The following is a 16,208-nucleotide window of genomic DNA, read 5'->3' as shown; positions in this document are numbered from 1 at the left end:
AAAACGCAATTCTCATGGACAAGAAAAAAGTGACGAACTCGGCCATCCAGGTATATGTGAACGGCACGGTTGGTTCTGTGGCAGTAGAGTGGGTGACCATCCCCACGTCGATCGAAACGTTGAGAGCAATGTCCACGGCGCGCGCGCCGCAGCAGAGCCAGTTTGCCCAGTGGATCCTGACCTGGAATTGGGGTGTGAAACAAAATTAAGATTTAAGATTAGGGTTAGGTTGATTAGAGATGTGCCCGGTCTTCCAACAGGCGGACCGGGACTTCTTTTTTGTTAAGCACTATGAACATCAGTGAACCGGACATTTCGTCAAGATTGATTTCCTCGGAGTCGCTCCGTCAGAAATTGCCTACTATATTTTTGGATTCGATGGTGGTTGATCTGCAGTTCAACATCAACGTGATCAGTCAGAACGTGCTTGATTTTCTGGAGTTCACCAATGAAGAATTGGCGGGAAAGTCCATCAACTACTTGTCGCGGGAAGAGGACATCGCCCAATTGCTACAGAAGGCCTTATCGGCCGGGTATTTTGAAGAGCGGCAGATCGGGTTCTATACGAAGAGCAATCGCCTGATCACCATCGGCATTTCCGGTTTTTACCTGGGGTTGATCAGCGACATCAATGGCCGTATTATTTTGAAGATCCGGAACATCGACGAGGTTCAATTGATCAATCAACAGCTGCAGCAGAAGAAAGCCGAGCTGGATAAATTCATCTACCGTGCCGCCCACGACCTGCGGGGCCCGCTTGCCACTATGCAAGGGTTGTTGAACTTGCTGCGGATCCGCGAGGACAACTCCGAACTTGACCGGATCCTGCAATTACTGGACGCCCATGCCCAGAAGCTGGACGAGCGCTTGTATCACATGGTATACCTGGCGCAATCGGATGATGAGGACAACGCTCCCGAAAACAGTATCAACTTCAATGTTTTCGAAACCTTGCTGCGGAAGGTGATCGAGCAGAACGCCTTTGTGGATTTCCTGGAGTTCCATTATTCGGCGCCGCGCGAAAACCTGAAAGGGGTGAACGAGGTGTTGTTAAAATCGCTGCTCACCAATTTGCTGCTCTATTTATTGTCGCTCCCCAAGAGCAAGCTGAATAACCAGATCTTTTTCCGCCTTTTGGTGGAGCAGGGGGAGTTGAGCATCACCATTGGCGCACACGGCTTTTCTGTGGAAGACGCCATGCGGAAAGCCATGCGACAGGAAGAATTCATCTATACGGACATGATCCACTACCCGCGGTTGCTCAACTTCTTTGCCGCCCAAAAGATCGCCTGGAAGCTGAACGCCCGTATGAATGTGCATTTCCTTTCCCCTGAGAAGCAACGGATCAGCATTTCCATCCCCGTGATGGATGTCCAGCAGATGGGGTTGCTCTGAGAAACGCCGCCGGATAATAAGTTCTTTTCCCACTTACTCATCCAAACCCACCACCTGCGCACTGCGGGTTTCGGAGCCGGCAAATCGGATGCACCTTTGTACAACAACAGTAATTTTTCCTGCGCATAGGTTAGGGTTTAGGTTGCAGGATTTCAAAAGGCCTTTGTGATAGACGATCACGAGGCCTTTTTCTTTTTTAGGGCCATTTCACAGCGAAGCCATCCCTAACGTTTGCAGCAACGAAAGAATTTGAAGGATGATAACGTTCGTTCGGCCCACTTGCTAACACAAACTTCCCGGCTAATCATTTTCAATTCCTTACGTTCTGGATAAAGGAGACTTTTGATTCATAAACTTGTAAACCAACATGAGAAGGACTTTCCTCATGACGCCCTTCCTCGGAGTCGCCATTCTCAGCTATGGGCAAACGGAAAAAGCCGAGCTGATAACGGATCGTCCTGACCAAACGGAATCCGCCATGCTTGTTCCCAAGGGTGGCCTCCAGGTAGAGACTGGCTTTGCATATGAGAAGGATCACCAGGATGGGTTAGAGCGGACCAACGTCACCTACGACAAGTTGTTGATCAAATACGGCGTAAACGATCATTTTGAATTGCGTTTTGTGACCGGGTTCGTCGGCAAACGAGCAAAGATCGCCGAGCATCCCATTTCCCGCGTCCAAGGTTTTAGTCCAATGGCCCTGGGCGTGAAGGTCAAGTTAGCCGACGAGAAAGGCTTTTGGCCCCAGGCCGCATTCATTGGCCATATCAATTTAAGAACCGGTTCGAAGGATTTCAATCCCAGCTATACAGCAGCCGATTTCCGCTTCACGTTTGCCCATACGGTGAGCGAGAAATTCGCGCTGAGCTATAACCTCGGCGCCGAATGGAACGGCGAAACACCCGATGCCGCCTTCCTGTACACGTTGGCGCTACGCTACGCGGCGACGAACCGCGTGGGCATATTCGTGGAGAGCTATGCCTTCTTTCCTGAAAAAGACAAAGCCGACAATCGCTTCGATTGCGGATTGACCTATATGATCACCTCCATGGTGCAGTGGGATATTTCGGGTGGGCTTGGGTTGAGCCGTAGCGCGCCGGATTACTTCCTCAGTACCGGTGTTTCGTTCAGACTTTTACGATAAGCCACTTGCTAAGTTCTGCGGCCCATCTGCTCATTGTAGCGAGAAGCCAGGAACTTTTTAGAATATATTCGAATCATAAATCGATAAAAAGGCCCAATGAAAAAAACGATTTTAGTGGTGGACGATTTTGCCAGCATCCGCGATTTTGTCTGTGAGATCCTCCAGGGAAAAGGATATGAGACCGTGGGCGCAGCCAATGGCAATCATGCCTACCAACTGCTGACCGGCAAACCAGAAGTGAACCTGGTGCTGACGGACTACAATATGACCGACTGCACAGGCTTCGAACTCCTCAAAAAAATCAAAGCCAATCCATCCACGGCCAATGTGCCGGTGGTGTTTCTCACGACCGAAAACAATCCCGATAAGATCCAGGCCGCGAAAGAAGCCGGCTTGTCGGCATGGATCAAAAAGCCATACCGCGCCGAGATGTTCTTCTCGCAGATCGAAAATGCCTTGAATACAAAATAAGTCCTCAATCTTTTCGGGCCATCTTTTGCGATCAAAAGGACCCGAATCAAAAACCCTCTAACCCACCACCCGTTTCATGGACACTCCTGCCGATGGATCTTTCCGTATGGATGAAGAAAGTTTTGCCCGCCTGAGCCAATACGTCACGCAAGCGTATGGCATCCAGTTGCCGGCTACAAAAAGATCCCTGTTGGAAAGTCACCTGGATGAAAAGGTGAAGGGCTTGGGTATGCGATCCTACAAAGAGTTTGTGGATTTTATTTTTAGCAACGAAAGCAGCGAAGCCGAGCTCGTTCACGTGATCGACCTCGTTACCACTCACAAGACCGAATTTTTTCGCGAAGCTTCTCACTTTCATTTTTTAACACAGCAATTCCTCCCCCGATTCCTGGAAGAAAACAATCGAAGCAACCTGAAAATATGGTCCGCCGGATGCTCGACAGGGGAGGAGCCGTACACGTTGCTGATGACGCTGGAAGAATACAAGAAGGGCAACCCACATCTTGCCTATAGCCTGCTGGCCAGCGACATTTCCGTGCGCGTGATCCAGACCGCGTGTCACGGCGAGTATGACATTGAAAAAATGGAGACCGTGCCTCGTGAGATGGTTCATACCTATCTTCAACGAGACAAGTGCGATCCCAAGCGCATGCGGATAAAACCCCAATACCGGACGAAGATCCAATACAAACACATCAACCTCATGCACAACAGCTACGGCTTGATGAAGAACGACCTCGACATCATTTTCTGCCGCAATGTGCTCATCTACTTTGAGAAGAATATCCAGGAACAAGTGATCCTGAAATTTTGCAACCTGCTGCGGCCCGGGGGACTGCTGTTCCTGGGACACAGCGAGTCGATCCTGGGAATGGACTTGCCGCTGCGCCAGGTGGAGCCTACGGTGTATCAATTGCAGGGCTAATCAAGATCTGGAACCTGGGGCTGCCGGCCAGACGTTATCCTCAAAAATGGGTTCCTGCGCGATCGTTTTTCTGACAAGGGCTGGGCATTCCCACGCGGGTGTAGGCCGGGCAGTATGCGAAACTTTGTTTATCTTGTATACGTAAGCCTAACCTTGTGTCGACCATTAAAATCCTGGCCGTTGAGGACGATCCCATTTATGCGGAGTCCCTGGACTTTGTTGTCCAGGAATTGGGGTATGAACTGACCGGCATTGCCGACAATGCGACCGATGCGTTGCGGTTGCTGGAGGAGAACCCGCCCGACCTCATCCTCATGGACATCGAGATCCACGACACGCTCACCGGCATCGAACTGGCGGCCCGCATCAACCGAAACCAGCGCATTCCCATCATTTACGTAACGGCATTCAAGGACAAGGACATTTTCCAGCAAGCCAAGCTCACCGGCCCCGTGGCCTACATCATAAAGCCCTATGATCCCGTGAGCCTGCAATCGGCCATCGAACTGGCCCTTTTCAGCGCGTCTGACCAACCTAAGCCCGCGCAGGAAGTGTTGACAGTCGACGCGTTTTTTATCCGTGACAACACCCGTCTCGTCAAAGTAAAGCTCGACGAGATCCTCATGGTGGAAGTGGACGAGAAATACTGTTTCATTGTGACCGGCCGCAAACGCCACATCATCAACATGCGGCTAAAGGATCTGCAGGAGAAACTGCCCCGCGACGAATTCGTACAGGTGCATCGTTCCTTCCTGGTCCGCAAAAGCGCCATCGACGAGATCAATACCGGCGACCAGACCTTGCGGGTGGCGGAAAAAACCATTCCCATCGGAAAGACGTATAAGGATCATCTTTTGGCTACGCTAAATTATTTGTCATAACGTATGGTGCCCCCTTCACACGTTGCGTTTTTGAAATTGCCCCTGTCATTTTGGTTGGCCACGTCGAGCCTGGACAATATCCCCGAGCCCATCAAATGTACCGGCATCAAATTCGATCCGGATAGGGAGGTCTTTACCTGTTTTATTCCCTTGCGGTTTATGAATGTCGGTTTTCAGCACCTTCGTGAAAACCCGGTGATTGCCTTGGTCGTGACCGAGCTCCATTCCTTTGAGAGCTATCAGTACAAAGGCAATTTTCTTTCCTATCGCCCGTGCACCGAAGCGGAGGTAGATTTTCAGCTGAAGTACATGGAAGAATTTTCGGACATCCTGGGTTCGTTTGGGCATTCAAAGATGGGATTGTACAACGCCTATTTCAAGTATCGCCCCATTATCGCTTTGGATTTCCAGGTGACACAGGTCTTTGATCAATCGCCCCGGGCGGGAACCGGTGAAAAAGTTTTCGCATGACCGTCGAACAAAATGTACACCTCGAGGACATCATGCCCGCCCTGCAAGGGGTGATCCCCACCATTGTGGCCACCGCGTCGCTGGATCATACTCCCAATGTGACCTATATCTCGCAAGTGTATTTTGTAGACGAGCACCACGTCGCCTTGTCGTACCAATTCTTTAACAAGACCATCCGCAACGTTCGCGAAAACCCCGTGCTCACGGCCATCATTACCTGCCCGGTGCATTACGATTTGTATAAGCTCCTGTTGCGTTATGAGGAATCGCAAACGGAAGGCGAGATCTTCGATGCCATGGAGATCCAACTGGAGGCCCTAGCTTCGGCGCAGAAGAAGGAGGGGATCTTCAAGCTGAAAGCTGCCGATATTTACCGGGTGATCTCCATCGAAAAAATGTAAGCCGGCGCTATGGAAATTACAGACCTCGAAAAGCTTTCGGCCAAACTGGAGACCTCGCAGCGGAAGATGGACATCATCAGCAAGGTGTCCTTCGAGCTAAATAAACTGGTAAGCCTCCCGGAAAAACTCAACACGATCCTCGACATTCTCGACGACCAGTTCAACCTGTCCAACAGCATGATCCTGGTGCCCAACCCAGACCAACAGCGCCTCACCGTGGTGGCGTGTCATGGTTACGCCGAAGATCAAACCGGGAAGACCGTACCTTTTGGCCAGGGCATTGTGGGGCTGGCCGCAGCACGGCGCAAGCACATTAACCTGACGGGTATACGCCGCAAACAACATTACATGGCCACCGTAAGCCACGAAGGCGAACTCAACTTCGTGCGCCCCCTGGGCCTTGCCGACGCCGAGAGCCAGGTGGCGATCCCCCTCGTTGCCAACGCCGAACTGGTGGCCCTGCTCATGGCGGAAAGCCGCGAATTTTGTGTCTTCAGCAAGGAGGATGAAAACTTCCTCATCACCCTGGCACAACCCCTTGCCGTGTCGATCCAGAATTCCATGTTGTACGACAGCATGGAAGAAAAGATCCGCGAACGCACGGCCGAACTCCAGCGCCTGAACGAAACAAAAAATAAATTCTTCTCCATCATCAGCCACGATCTGCGTGGACCGGTCACTTCGTTCCAGAGTCTCACGCGCCTTTTCAGCCACTATCATAAACTCGGCCAAACCGATAAGATCGACAACCTTTGTGGCAAAGTGGATCAGTCGGCCGACAATCTGAACCACTTGTTGGAGAACCTGCTCGATTGGTCGTTGAGCCAAACCAATGGCATCCAGTGTGTCTTTGAAAACATTCCACTGCACGCTTTTTTTCAACAGATCGTTTCGCTGTATAAGGAGAGTCTTGCGGCAAAAGAAATCACCCTTTCGCTTTCTGTAGACGAATCTATTTCGCTGCATGCCGATCAACACACGCTGGCCACCGCCTTCCGCAACCTGCTCAGCAACGCCATCAAGTTCACACCCCGTGGCGGTGCCATCGCCATCGACGCCGTCCGAGACGACAAAGCGGTGATCGTGCGCCTCAGCGACACCGGCGTAGGCATCGACAAGGAAAAACTTTGCGCCCTGTTCACACTCCACGGTCAGCGCTCCACCTGCGGCACAGAAAAAGAAAAAGGCACCGGCCTTGGCCTGATCCTCGTCAAAGAATTCACCGAACTCAACCACGGCACCCTCACCCTCGACAGCGGCCCCGGCCAAGGCACCCGCTTCATGCTCACCTTTCCCAGGTAGCAAAAGGCGAAGCCCTTTGCGCTGACGTTGCGGTTTAAGGTATTTGAGGATACTGGCGCCCCTGCGTTTATTCCCCCTGTCACTCCCTTCATTCCAAATACCCCGACGTTCGTTCCATTCTCTGGTTTAGGATGCATCATTCAAACCCCAACCCCGTTCTGAGGATCATAAAATGTTTTAATAAAACCCATTATGAAAAAATCCCTGATCGCTTCCCTTCTCACCGCCAGTGTTTTGATGGGATGTCAGCCCGAAAAGAAACAAACGGCGGCCGCAAGTGACGAGTATGAAATCGCCGACACCTACAAACCGATTCCGGTGCCGACGAAAGACGAACTGATCCAACGCGGCAAGTACCTCGTCACCGTGGGCGGTTGCAATGACTGCCACTCCCCGAAAGTGATGACCGACCACGGACCCGCACCCGACCCAAGCCTGCTGCTCTCGGGCCACCAACAAAAAGAAAAGCTTCCTCCCATGGGCCAGAATGCCGGGAGAAATGGATGGGTGTTGTTCAATATGAACACCACGGCATTTGTTGGCCCCTGGGGACTCTCATACGCCGCCAACCTGACTCCCGACGACACCGGCATCGGTGCATGGTCGTTCGAAAACTTTCTCACCGCCATCCGCAAAGGAAAGAGCAAAGGGCAGGAAGGGAACCGCGACTTGCTGCCCCCCATGCCCTGGCCTATGTACGCCAACATGACCGACGACGACTTGCTCGCTGTCTTCACCTACCTGAAGTCGATCCCTCCCGTGGAAAACCTGGTGCCCACACCGGTGCCGCCTACAGAGTTGTAAGACTTAGCCTTGTCTTAACTCACTATTGATCACAAGAACAAAACCCTCTTTCAAAAAATAGAACCCAAAATGAAAACAACTGTCATCACCTTCGCTGCCTTGTCCCTCTCACTCACCGCATTTGTATCAAACCCTATGGTAACTGAAAAAACAATCACCACCGCCACCTCCGAACAAATGGCCGAGCGCGTGGTCTCCGCCCTCCGCGAGTCGTCAGCCGAACACTACGCGAGTTTGTTTCCCACCGTGTCCGATTTCCACGCCGTCATGGAAGAAAGCGCCGAGATCTACGGCAGCTCGCTGCAAGACGCGCAATCCGAATTCGAACGCACCTACCATGCCAACCTCTTGCCCGCCGTAAAAGCTTCCTTTGAATCCCTGCTCGAACGCGGCAAAGAAAAAGGCATCGACTGGAAATCCATCCGCTACGTCGGCATAGAATTGACAGAGAACACGTCCGAACGATTCGGAGCCGTGCCCGTAACGATCGTGTTTGCTTCGGGAGCAAAAGAATATCGTATTAAGATGGATAGAGCGATGGTGTTGGATGGTCAGTGGAAAGTGAGTCAGTTTTTAAAGCTGGTGTGAGTTGGAAAGGAGGAGTCAGTAGCCAGTAGTCAGTAGCCAGTAGTAAGTAGCAGGAATCCGGTAGCCAGTCCGTAGCTTAGGAGCCGGGAACCGGGAGAAAAAATGCAAGAGAAATCTGCATTAAAAACTCCTGGTCCCTGGCTCCAAACTTTTTAGCACTGACAACTGACTACTAATTTCTCTTTACTGGCTACTAGACCCTGACTACTGGATTCTGAATACTGACGGCTGACTATTGGCTACTGACTACTGACTACTGGCTACTGACTACTGACTACTGACTACTGGCTACTGACTACTGGCTACTGACTACTGACTACTAAATTAACAGTCTCCCGACTACAGCGTCCACCCCTCCCGATACTCCCGCTTCACAAACTGATTCGCTTCATCAAAGTTTGTGATCTTCATGTTCTTTGCATCCCACAACAGCGTCTTCCTGCCCGGCGTGGTGCCATTGGGTCCTTGCATCGCGTAGCTTCGTAGTGCGAGATTGCCCATTAAGACCGCTTCGGTGAATGGGCCGGCGTATTCGAAGGGGGAACTCAGTTGCATTTTGCCGTAGCCTTGCAGGCAGGCCTCTACCCATTGTGTGTAGTGGCCTTCTTCGCCGCCGGGAATGCGGGGGATGGTTTGTTTGGGTAGGGTCACGGTTTTCATGAGGGAGGTCGGCAGGAGGGTGGGTGCGGTGTTGTAGCATCCGGCCAGCTTGCCTTTGGTGCCTTCGAAAATGTAGCCGTTTCCGTCGTCGCCCAGTTGTTCGTTGGGCAGTAATTCTTCGGGGCGTTTTGGCAAGAGGCCGCCGTCGGTCCAGGAGAATTGGATGTCGCCTTTGCCGTCTTTGCGGGGAAATTTCATGTAGATGATGGAGGAGGCGGGACAGCTTTCGTTGTAGTGGGCTTCTTCAAAGAATCCCGACCATGCGGTGGTGGTGCTGCATTCTACTTCGGTGGGGAAGTCGATGGGCAGGATGCGGAAGGCGGCGTCCATGATGTGGCAGGCCATGTCGCCGAGGGCGCCGGTGCCGAAGTTCCACCAGCCTCTCCAGTTGAAAGGAAGATAGGCCGGGTTGTAGTCGATGAGCTTGGATGGACCAAGCCACAAATTCCAATCGAGTTCGGCGGGCACATTGAATTTTCCGGTTGGCGTCGGGATGCCTTGGGGCCACACGGGGCGGTTGGTCCAGGTTTGTACTTTGGTGACTTCACCAATAAGACCGGCATCGATCATTTCCTTGGCGGTGCGCACATGGTCTGCGGAGGCATACTGGTTGCCCATTTGTGTTACCACTTTATATTTCTTAGCGGCCGCAGCCAACTCGCGTGCTTCAAAGATGGAGTAGGTGAGGGGCTTCTGCACATACACGTGCTTACCGCGTTGGATGGCAGCCATGGCGGCCACGGCATGGGTGTGGTCCGGTGTGGAAACCGAAACGGCGTCGATGTTTTTGGCTTCTTTGTCGAGCATCACGCGAAAGTCTTTGTAGTATTTCGCTTGCGGGAAATTGGTCTTTGATTTTACGGCCATACGATCATCGACATCGCATAGAAAAGCGATCCTGGCTTTTGGATTTTTTGCAAATCCTGTAAGATCACTCTCCCCTTTACCACCCACACCAATGCCGGCGATGTAGAGTGTGTCGCTGGGCGGAACATAGCCTTTGCCTCCTAACACAAACCGGGGCAAGATGGTGAAGGCTGCGGCAGTAACCCCTGCATTACGAATGAAGTCTCTTCGGGAAATTGAATGCGGGGATGGGATTTCTTTTTTCTTCAGAGGCATGATCGGGTTGTTTTGCGTGAATGATTTTTTTTGACACTAAAAAATTACACAAAATCCACAAGAAAAGAAACGCGCCTGTCTTGGTTGGTCGGCGAAAAACGAGAAAGGAGTAATATCTTATAATTTCAGGGCAACAGCTGATAATTTTTTTTCGACAAAAGGCACTTGTCGAATGAGTCGTGAGTACTTAGTCCTAAGTAGTTAATCCTCGTCACTCAACTCAAGACTAAGAACTAGTGATTAATAACTGTTTACAACGTTATGGCTACTGTGAATTGTTCTATGAAACATGAATGCTATGAAAACAAAGAGGCTGCCCAAATGAGCAGCCTCTCTTCGAAGTAATTTATCTTCAGTCTATGAAAGCTTCCACCCGTTGCGGTATTCGCGTTTCACAAATTGGTTGGCGTCGTCGAAGTTGGTCACCTTCATGTTCGCGCCATCCCAGAGCAGCTTGATGTTGCGGCCGGGGTAGTCGAACTGATCGGGTTTGTCTTTCTTCGGATAGCGCACGTCGTGGCTGCGGATCGCGAGGTTGCCCATCAACACCGTTTCGGTCAGTGGACCGGCGATCTCGAAGGGTGAGCTCACTTCCATCTTGCCGTAGCCGGCGAGACACGCTTCCACCCATTGTGCATAGTGACCCTCTGCGCCATTGGGAACGCGCTTGATGGTTTGTGCTATCTTCACTTCGTTGTTCTTGGACGTGGGCAGCAGGCCGGGATACATGCCATAGGTGCCGCACATCATCTTACCTTTCGTGCCGATGAAGATCACGCCGTTTCCGCCGTCGCCCATCGTTTCGTTGGGGCCCAGTTCTTCGGGTCTGGGGGGCTGAATGCCGCCATCCATCCAGTGCATCTTGATATCCGATTTGCCATTCTGGCCGGGGAAGGTCAGGATCACATAGGAAGAAGGAGGGCAGCTGTCGGGGAAGTAGCCGCGTTTGAATTCGTCAACGTAAACGCTGCCGACGCTGGCGGTAACGTCCGTGGGATATTTCAAGCCCAGCACGCGGAACGGTGGTTCCACAATGTGGCAACCCATGTCGCCCAGGGCGCCGGTGCCATAGTCCCACCAGCCGCGCCAGTTAAAAGGAACGAGCTTGTCCACAAAATCTTTGTAGGGGGCGGTGCCCAGCCACAGATCCCAATCCAATTCTTTGGGGACCTGCGCTTTGTTTTCGGACCACGCTATGCCTTGCGGCCATACGGGTCGGTTAGTCCAGCAATAGACAGTGTGCACGTCGCCGATGGTGCCGGCGTTATACCACTCCATCAACTGGCGCACGCCGTCGCCGGACGAGCCCTGGTTGCCCATTTGGGTAACGACCTTGTATTTCTTGGCAGCTTCCGTCAATGCGCGGGCTTCAAAGATGTCATGCGTCAAAGGTTTTTGAACGTAGACGTGTTTGCCCAATTGCATGGCGGCCATGGCCTGTACGGCGTGGTTGTGATCCGGTGTGGAAACCGAGACGGCATCGATGCTTTTGTGTTCTTTTTCAAGCATGATGCGATAATCCTTGTAGTACTTGGCTTTCGGGAAGGCAGCAACGGATTTCGCCGCGCGGCGATCGTCCACATCACAAAGGAATGCGATCTCTGCCTTGCCGCTTTTCGCGAACTGGGCAATGTCGCCTTCGCCTTTTCCGCCCGCACCAATGCCGGCTACATAAATTTTATCGCTGGGGGCCTTATATCCCACACCGCCCAGCACGTGACGGGGCACAATGGTAAAGGCCGCTGCAGCAAGCCCGGCTTGCTTCATGAAATTCCTGCGGCTTACCGAAGGAATGGTCGTTTTCTTTAAAGGCATACGTCTTATTTGGGGTTTCTGATTGTTCCTTTTCTACGTATCGAAGGTCGTGCTTACGCGTCGAACTTCACGCTGATCTCCAGCGTGCGCTCATCGTACTTCATGCCATACTGATCCAGCACATCTTGCGGCACGCCGTTCCATTGGTTAGGTTGGTTGCCCACGTAACCCAGATCGGTGATGCCCATCTTGCTGGTGAAAAATCCGGTGGCGGTCAGATCGCGCATCGTGTTGAAGAAAGCAACACCTTGCTGGTGTTCGGGTTTTGCTTTTTCGGGATAGGCGATGAGGTCCACCAACTCAATCTGCTGTGCCGGTGTGCAGGAGGCAAAGTCTGCATTGAAGCGGTTCATGCACTGCAGGTCCAGCCATTTCAGACCACCGCGCAACGGTGTTTGATAGCGCGGCATATCTTTTACGATGAAGGCGATAAAATCCGGTACACCCGCCTCGCTGGCGCTGCCCGAGGTGGCATCCTTGGGGATGATGATGTCGGCCAGCACGGTGATGGTTTTCATTTCGTGCGCATCGAAGAAGGTCTCGGCCTGAAGTTTGGCCTCGCGTATAACTTCGGCTGCGTTGCGATCGTACTTCAACTCTGTTGCCGCGGGAGCTGCGGTAGCTTCAGGCTTCTTGTCTGTGTTGCAGGCTTCGAGCAACACACCGGCGCCAACGGATCCTACGGCAAGGGTTTTTAAATATTTTCTTCTGTCCATAATGGTAGATTATAGATTTTGTTTTTTCAGTTCGTCGATAATGTATTCGGATGCGCGCATGGAGAGGGCCAGGATGGTCCAGGTCGGGTTCTTGTCGGCTTGCGACACAAACGGTCCGCCGTCCACCACAAACAGGTTCTTGCATTCGTGCGCCTGGTTGTATTTGTTCAGGGCCGATTGTTTCGGATCGTTGCCCATGCGGGTGGTACCTACCTCGTGGATGATGCGACCGGGTGCTTCGAGGCCATATTGATTTTCCTTTGTGCCATCGTTACCCCACGTCACTACGCCACCGGAGTTGTGGATGATCTCCGCGAAGGTTTCCTTCATGTGCTTGGCTTGGTTGATCTCGTGGTCGCTCCACTTGTAGTGGAAGCGCAATACGGGGATACCGTATTTATCGACGGTGTTCGGATCGATCTCGCAATAGTTGTCGCGCAACGCAATGGCCTCGCCACGTCCCGACATGCCGAAGCCGGCGCCGTAGAAGTAGCGGTAGTCATCTTTCAGCGACGCGCCATAGCCACCGGCGTCTTTTACCTTGCCGTCACGGCCGGGGTATTTGCCGTTCGTGCCTTGCATGCCAAATCCAAATCCATAGCCAGGCATGCCCATGCCGCCGTAATATTCGATGTGATAGCCTCGGGCGAAATTCAGTTTCTTGTTGTCCAGCCACCACGGTGTGTATACGTGCATACCGCCTACGCCATCTTCGTTGTAACGCTTCCGGCCGATCAGTTTGGGGATAATACCCCCCATGTCGGCGCCGGTGGAATCGTGCAGGTAACGACCAACAACGTCGCTGGAATTGGAGAGGCCATTGGGGTGGCGCGACGACTTGGAGTTCAGCATCAAACGAGCCGATTCGCAAGCGCTGGCCGCCAGGATCACGACCTTTGCGGTCACGGAATATTCCTGCTTGTCGTCTTTGTTCACAAACGAAACACCGGTTGCCTTACCCTCATCGTTGGTGAGCACTTCGCGCACCATGGCGTTGGGGATGATATCGACATTGCCTGTAGCAATGGCCGGTTTCACCAACACGGAAGAGGAAGAAAAGTCGGCGTGCACCGTACAGCCGCGGCTACACTGGCTGCAATAGAAACACTGTCCTCTGTCTTTGTTGATGGGCTTGGTGAGTATGGAGAGCCGTGAAGGGATCACGGGGATATTCATTTTCTTCGCGCCTTCTTTTATGAAGAGCTCGTGGAGGCGTGGTTTGGGCGGGGGCAGGAAGATGCCGTCGGGTTCGTTGGGCAGATTTTCTATCGAGCCGAACACGCCCACCAGTTTGTCTACTTTGTCGTAGAAAGGGGCCACATCTTCGTAGCCGATCGGCCAGTCGTCGCCGAGTCCATCATGGCTGCGGTGTTTGAAATCTTTGGGGCCGAAACGCAATGAAATTCTGCCCCAGTGGTTGGTGCGACCGCCGACCATGCGCGAACGGAACCAGTCGAACTCGGTGCCATTCTTGTGGGTGTAGGGCTCGCCTTCCAGTTCCCATCCACCATAGGCCGCATCGAAGTCACCGAAATTGCGCAGGGGAGTGCTCGCACCGCGGCGGGGCGACTCCCAGGGCCATTTTAGCTGGGTGACATTTTTTGCAGGATCATACAGGGGGCCGGCTTCCAGCAACACCACTTTAATTCCGGCATTGGCCAATACATAAGCAGCCATTCCGCCGCCGGCGCCGGAACCCACGATACACACGTCGTAGGCCTTCTGAGTTTTCTTGATTTGAAATTCGGGCATAGATATTTATTGAGCTTACATTAAAGGTACTTCTTTTCCAAAGAGCTGAATGTGGTTTTATATGAACGTCACCATTAAATGATGTGATGATCAAATCAATAGGGACAGTCCCGGGGAAAGCTAAGAAAAAAATCCCTGCCCCGAAAACATTCCGCGAGCAGGGATCAACCAAACTAGGATTATTTCAAGACCGTCTGTCTTGTTCTACCAACCCGGATTATCGGGCCGCAGATTCGGATTGTTGCGGAAATCGCCTGCAGGCAACGGCAGCAGCAAATGTTTCTGTTGCAGCACCACGGCGGTGCTCAGGGTGCCCCCCACAAAATCTTCGAAAGTGCTGGTATCGTCCTTGTAAATTTTGCGCAAACGCACCATGTCAAACCAGGTGATGCCCTCGTAGCACAGCTCGTGCCATCGTTCGCGCCACACCGCCTCGCGGAATTGCGATTGCGACAGACCGGAAAGATCGGCCAGGTTCGCCCGGCTGCGAATGCGGTTCACGGCCGCATAAGCCTCTACCGAAGGACCCCCGGATTCATTTTGCGCTTCTGCATACGTCAGCAGCACTTCCGCAAACCGGATCAAAGGGTAATTCAAGCCGGCATTGCCGGTACCTGAGTTCCCCGGCGAGCCATTGGCGATCACGTCGAAATGCTTGAAGATATAGGGCTTGTTCAACGGGAACACGGCACCATCGCCACCGGCATAATACGACGAGAAGAAAAATTGTTTCTCTTCCACGCGCTTATCGCCGGCTTCAAACGAATCCAGGAAGGAAGCTGTGGGAACCGTGGTGCCCACTTCGCCCGAGGCCGTGATGTTCGTGTTGTTGGGAAGGAAATACGACTGGTAGTTGCTGTTGGCGATACCCGCCGCATACTGGATCTGGAAGATGTGTTCGATCCGGTTCTCCGTCGCATTGTTGTGCAGATCGTCGTAGGAGCCGAACAAGTTCACCTGGCCAGGATTGGCAATCGAATAGTCGATCACTTCCTTCGCCTTGGCGGCGGCCTTTTGATAATACTCGCCGCCTTTGCTCAGCGGGTAACCCGCCTCGGTCAGATACACATTCGCCAGCAGCGATTTCACGGCCGACAGCGAAGCTCTTCCCGCCAGATCGGTCCAGGGCAACCCTGCATTTTCGGCGTCCAACAGATCGGCTTCGATCAGGGCATACACCTCGGCCACAGTGGCACGGCCCGGTGTTACTTCCGGGGCGGTGTAGCTATAGATCGGCTTGGTCAGCAGCGGCACATCACCCCACAGGCGCACCAGCCAGAAGTAGTGGAAAGCGCGGAGAAACTTGGCTTGTCCCACCCACTTTTTGGAATCGGCTTCTTTGATGGCAGGAATGGTCGGGATCTTCTCGATGGCGAGGTTGGCATTGCCAATGCCTTCATACAACTGGCGCCACCACTGACTCAGGTGCAGGTTGTCGCCCGTGTGCTGAAAGCTGTACAGGTTGTTGAGGTCAGAGTTCTGGCCGGTTTCGGTTTCGGCCGTGCCACTGAACGCGTCGAGCATCTGGAAGTTGGCCGAAAAGATACCGGCGCCGTCACCGTGAAAACGCAGGTTCTCGTAGGTGCCGTCCACTGCGGCTTGGGCATGTTCGGGCACCGTGAAAAACGTGGCCGGTGCGATGTTCGAAGGATCTTTTTCGTTTAGAAAATCCGAACATCCTGCCGCCAACCACAAGCTGCCCGCAAGCAACAGGTGGGTCGTATGTTTATAATTGAATCGCTTCATCTTTCTGTTGTTTAG

At 52.7% G+C, this 16,208-nt stretch carries 16 protein-coding genes; 11 read left to right on the top strand and 5 right to left on the bottom strand.

Annotated features, from left to right (window positions below):
* Positions 1 to 14 precede the first annotated feature (14 nt).
* The 11 genes from BUB30_RS06860 (at position 15) to BUB30_RS06810 (ending at position 8,382) form a co-directional block, all read left to right on the top strand.
* Entirely contained in the window at positions 15 to 209 is a 195-nt protein-coding gene (locus tag BUB30_RS06860) for a hypothetical protein (RefSeq protein ID WP_073132194.1), read from the top strand.
* A gap of 82 nt (positions 210 to 291) precedes the next feature.
* Entirely contained in the window at positions 292 to 1,395 is a 1,104-nt protein-coding gene (locus BUB30_RS06855; RefSeq protein ID WP_073132192.1) for a histidine kinase dimerization/phospho-acceptor domain-containing protein, read from the top strand.
* 367 nt (positions 1,396 to 1,762) lie between these two features.
* Entirely contained in the window at positions 1,763 to 2,539 is a 777-nt protein-coding gene (locus BUB30_RS06850) for a transporter (protein ID WP_073132190.1), read from the top strand.
* Between the two features lie 96 nt (positions 2,540 to 2,635).
* Positions 2,636 to 3,010, top strand: coding sequence for a response regulator (locus tag BUB30_RS06845; protein ID WP_073132188.1), 375 nt, complete (start codon positions 2,636 to 2,638; stop codon positions 3,008 to 3,010).
* 76 nt (positions 3,011 to 3,086) lie between these two features.
* Positions 3,087 to 3,935: a CheR family methyltransferase gene (locus tag BUB30_RS06840; protein WP_073132187.1), complete on the top strand. Its 849-nt coding sequence runs from the start codon at positions 3,087 to 3,089 to the stop codon at positions 3,933 to 3,935.
* Between the two features lie 155 nt (positions 3,936 to 4,090).
* Positions 4,091 to 4,816 carry a LytR/AlgR family response regulator transcription factor gene (locus tag BUB30_RS06835; RefSeq protein WP_073132185.1) on the top strand — a complete coding sequence of 242 codons (726 nt, stop codon included), beginning with the start codon at positions 4,091 to 4,093 and terminating at the stop codon, positions 4,814 to 4,816.
* Positions 4,817 to 4,819: 3 nt separating this feature from the next.
* The gene (locus BUB30_RS06830; protein ID WP_073132183.1) at positions 4,820 to 5,287 is read left to right on the top strand and encodes a pyridoxamine 5'-phosphate oxidase family protein; all 468 of its coding nucleotides are present in this window, start codon (positions 4,820 to 4,822) and stop codon (positions 5,285 to 5,287) included.
* Positions 5,284 to 5,688, top strand: coding sequence for a pyridoxamine 5'-phosphate oxidase family protein (locus BUB30_RS06825; protein ID WP_073132181.1), 405 nt, complete (start codon positions 5,284 to 5,286; stop codon positions 5,686 to 5,688). Before BUB30_RS06830 ends, BUB30_RS06825 begins: the two co-directional genes overlap by 4 nt.
* Before the next feature lie 9 nt (positions 5,689 to 5,697).
* Complete coding sequence (locus tag BUB30_RS06820) at positions 5,698 to 6,990, top strand: GAF domain-containing sensor histidine kinase (RefSeq protein ID WP_073132179.1); 1,293 nt, start codon at positions 5,698 to 5,700, stop codon at positions 6,988 to 6,990.
* Between the two features lie 192 nt (positions 6,991 to 7,182).
* On the top strand, positions 7,183 to 7,794 hold the full coding sequence (locus tag BUB30_RS06815) for a c-type cytochrome (protein ID WP_073132177.1): 612 nt from the start codon (positions 7,183 to 7,185) through the stop codon (positions 7,792 to 7,794).
* Positions 7,795 to 7,863: 69 nt separating this feature from the next.
* Positions 7,864 to 8,382, top strand: a complete 519-nt coding sequence (locus BUB30_RS06810; RefSeq protein ID WP_073132176.1) for a hypothetical protein — start codon at positions 7,864 to 7,866, stop codon at positions 8,380 to 8,382.
* Positions 8,383 to 8,721: 339 nt separating this feature from the next.
* On the opposite strand, the gene BUB30_RS06805 is transcribed toward BUB30_RS06810, so the two are convergent.
* From BUB30_RS06805 to BUB30_RS06785, 5 genes are all read right to left on the bottom strand, one after another.
* A complete protein-coding gene (locus tag BUB30_RS06805; RefSeq protein ID WP_073132174.1) occupies positions 8,722 to 10,164 on the bottom strand; it encodes a Gfo/Idh/MocA family protein in 1,443 nt (480 codons plus the stop codon).
* Positions 10,165 to 10,521: 357 nt separating this feature from the next.
* Entirely contained in the window at positions 10,522 to 11,979 is a 1,458-nt protein-coding gene (locus BUB30_RS06800; RefSeq protein ID WP_073132172.1) for a Gfo/Idh/MocA family protein, read from the bottom strand.
* Between the two features lie 53 nt (positions 11,980 to 12,032).
* Positions 12,033 to 12,695 carry a gluconate 2-dehydrogenase subunit 3 family protein gene (locus BUB30_RS06795; protein ID WP_073132171.1) on the bottom strand — a complete coding sequence of 221 codons (663 nt, stop codon included), beginning with the start codon at positions 12,693 to 12,695 and terminating at the stop codon, positions 12,033 to 12,035.
* Positions 12,696 to 12,704: 9 nt separating this feature from the next.
* On the bottom strand, positions 12,705 to 14,447 hold the full coding sequence (locus BUB30_RS06790) for a GMC family oxidoreductase (RefSeq protein ID WP_073132169.1): 1,743 nt from the start codon (positions 14,445 to 14,447) through the stop codon (positions 12,705 to 12,707).
* A gap of 204 nt (positions 14,448 to 14,651) precedes the next feature.
* Positions 14,652 to 16,193, bottom strand: coding sequence for a RagB/SusD family nutrient uptake outer membrane protein (locus BUB30_RS06785; RefSeq protein WP_073132167.1), 1,542 nt, complete (start codon positions 16,191 to 16,193; stop codon positions 14,652 to 14,654).
* Between the last annotated feature and the right edge of the window lie 15 nt (positions 16,194 to 16,208).

This window comes from Chryseolinea serpens, assembly GCF_900129725.1.
GTDB classification, from domain to species: Bacteria; Bacteroidota; Bacteroidia; order Cytophagales; family Cyclobacteriaceae; genus Chryseolinea; species Chryseolinea serpens.
This window is presented reverse-complemented; position numbering and strand designations above follow the sequence as displayed.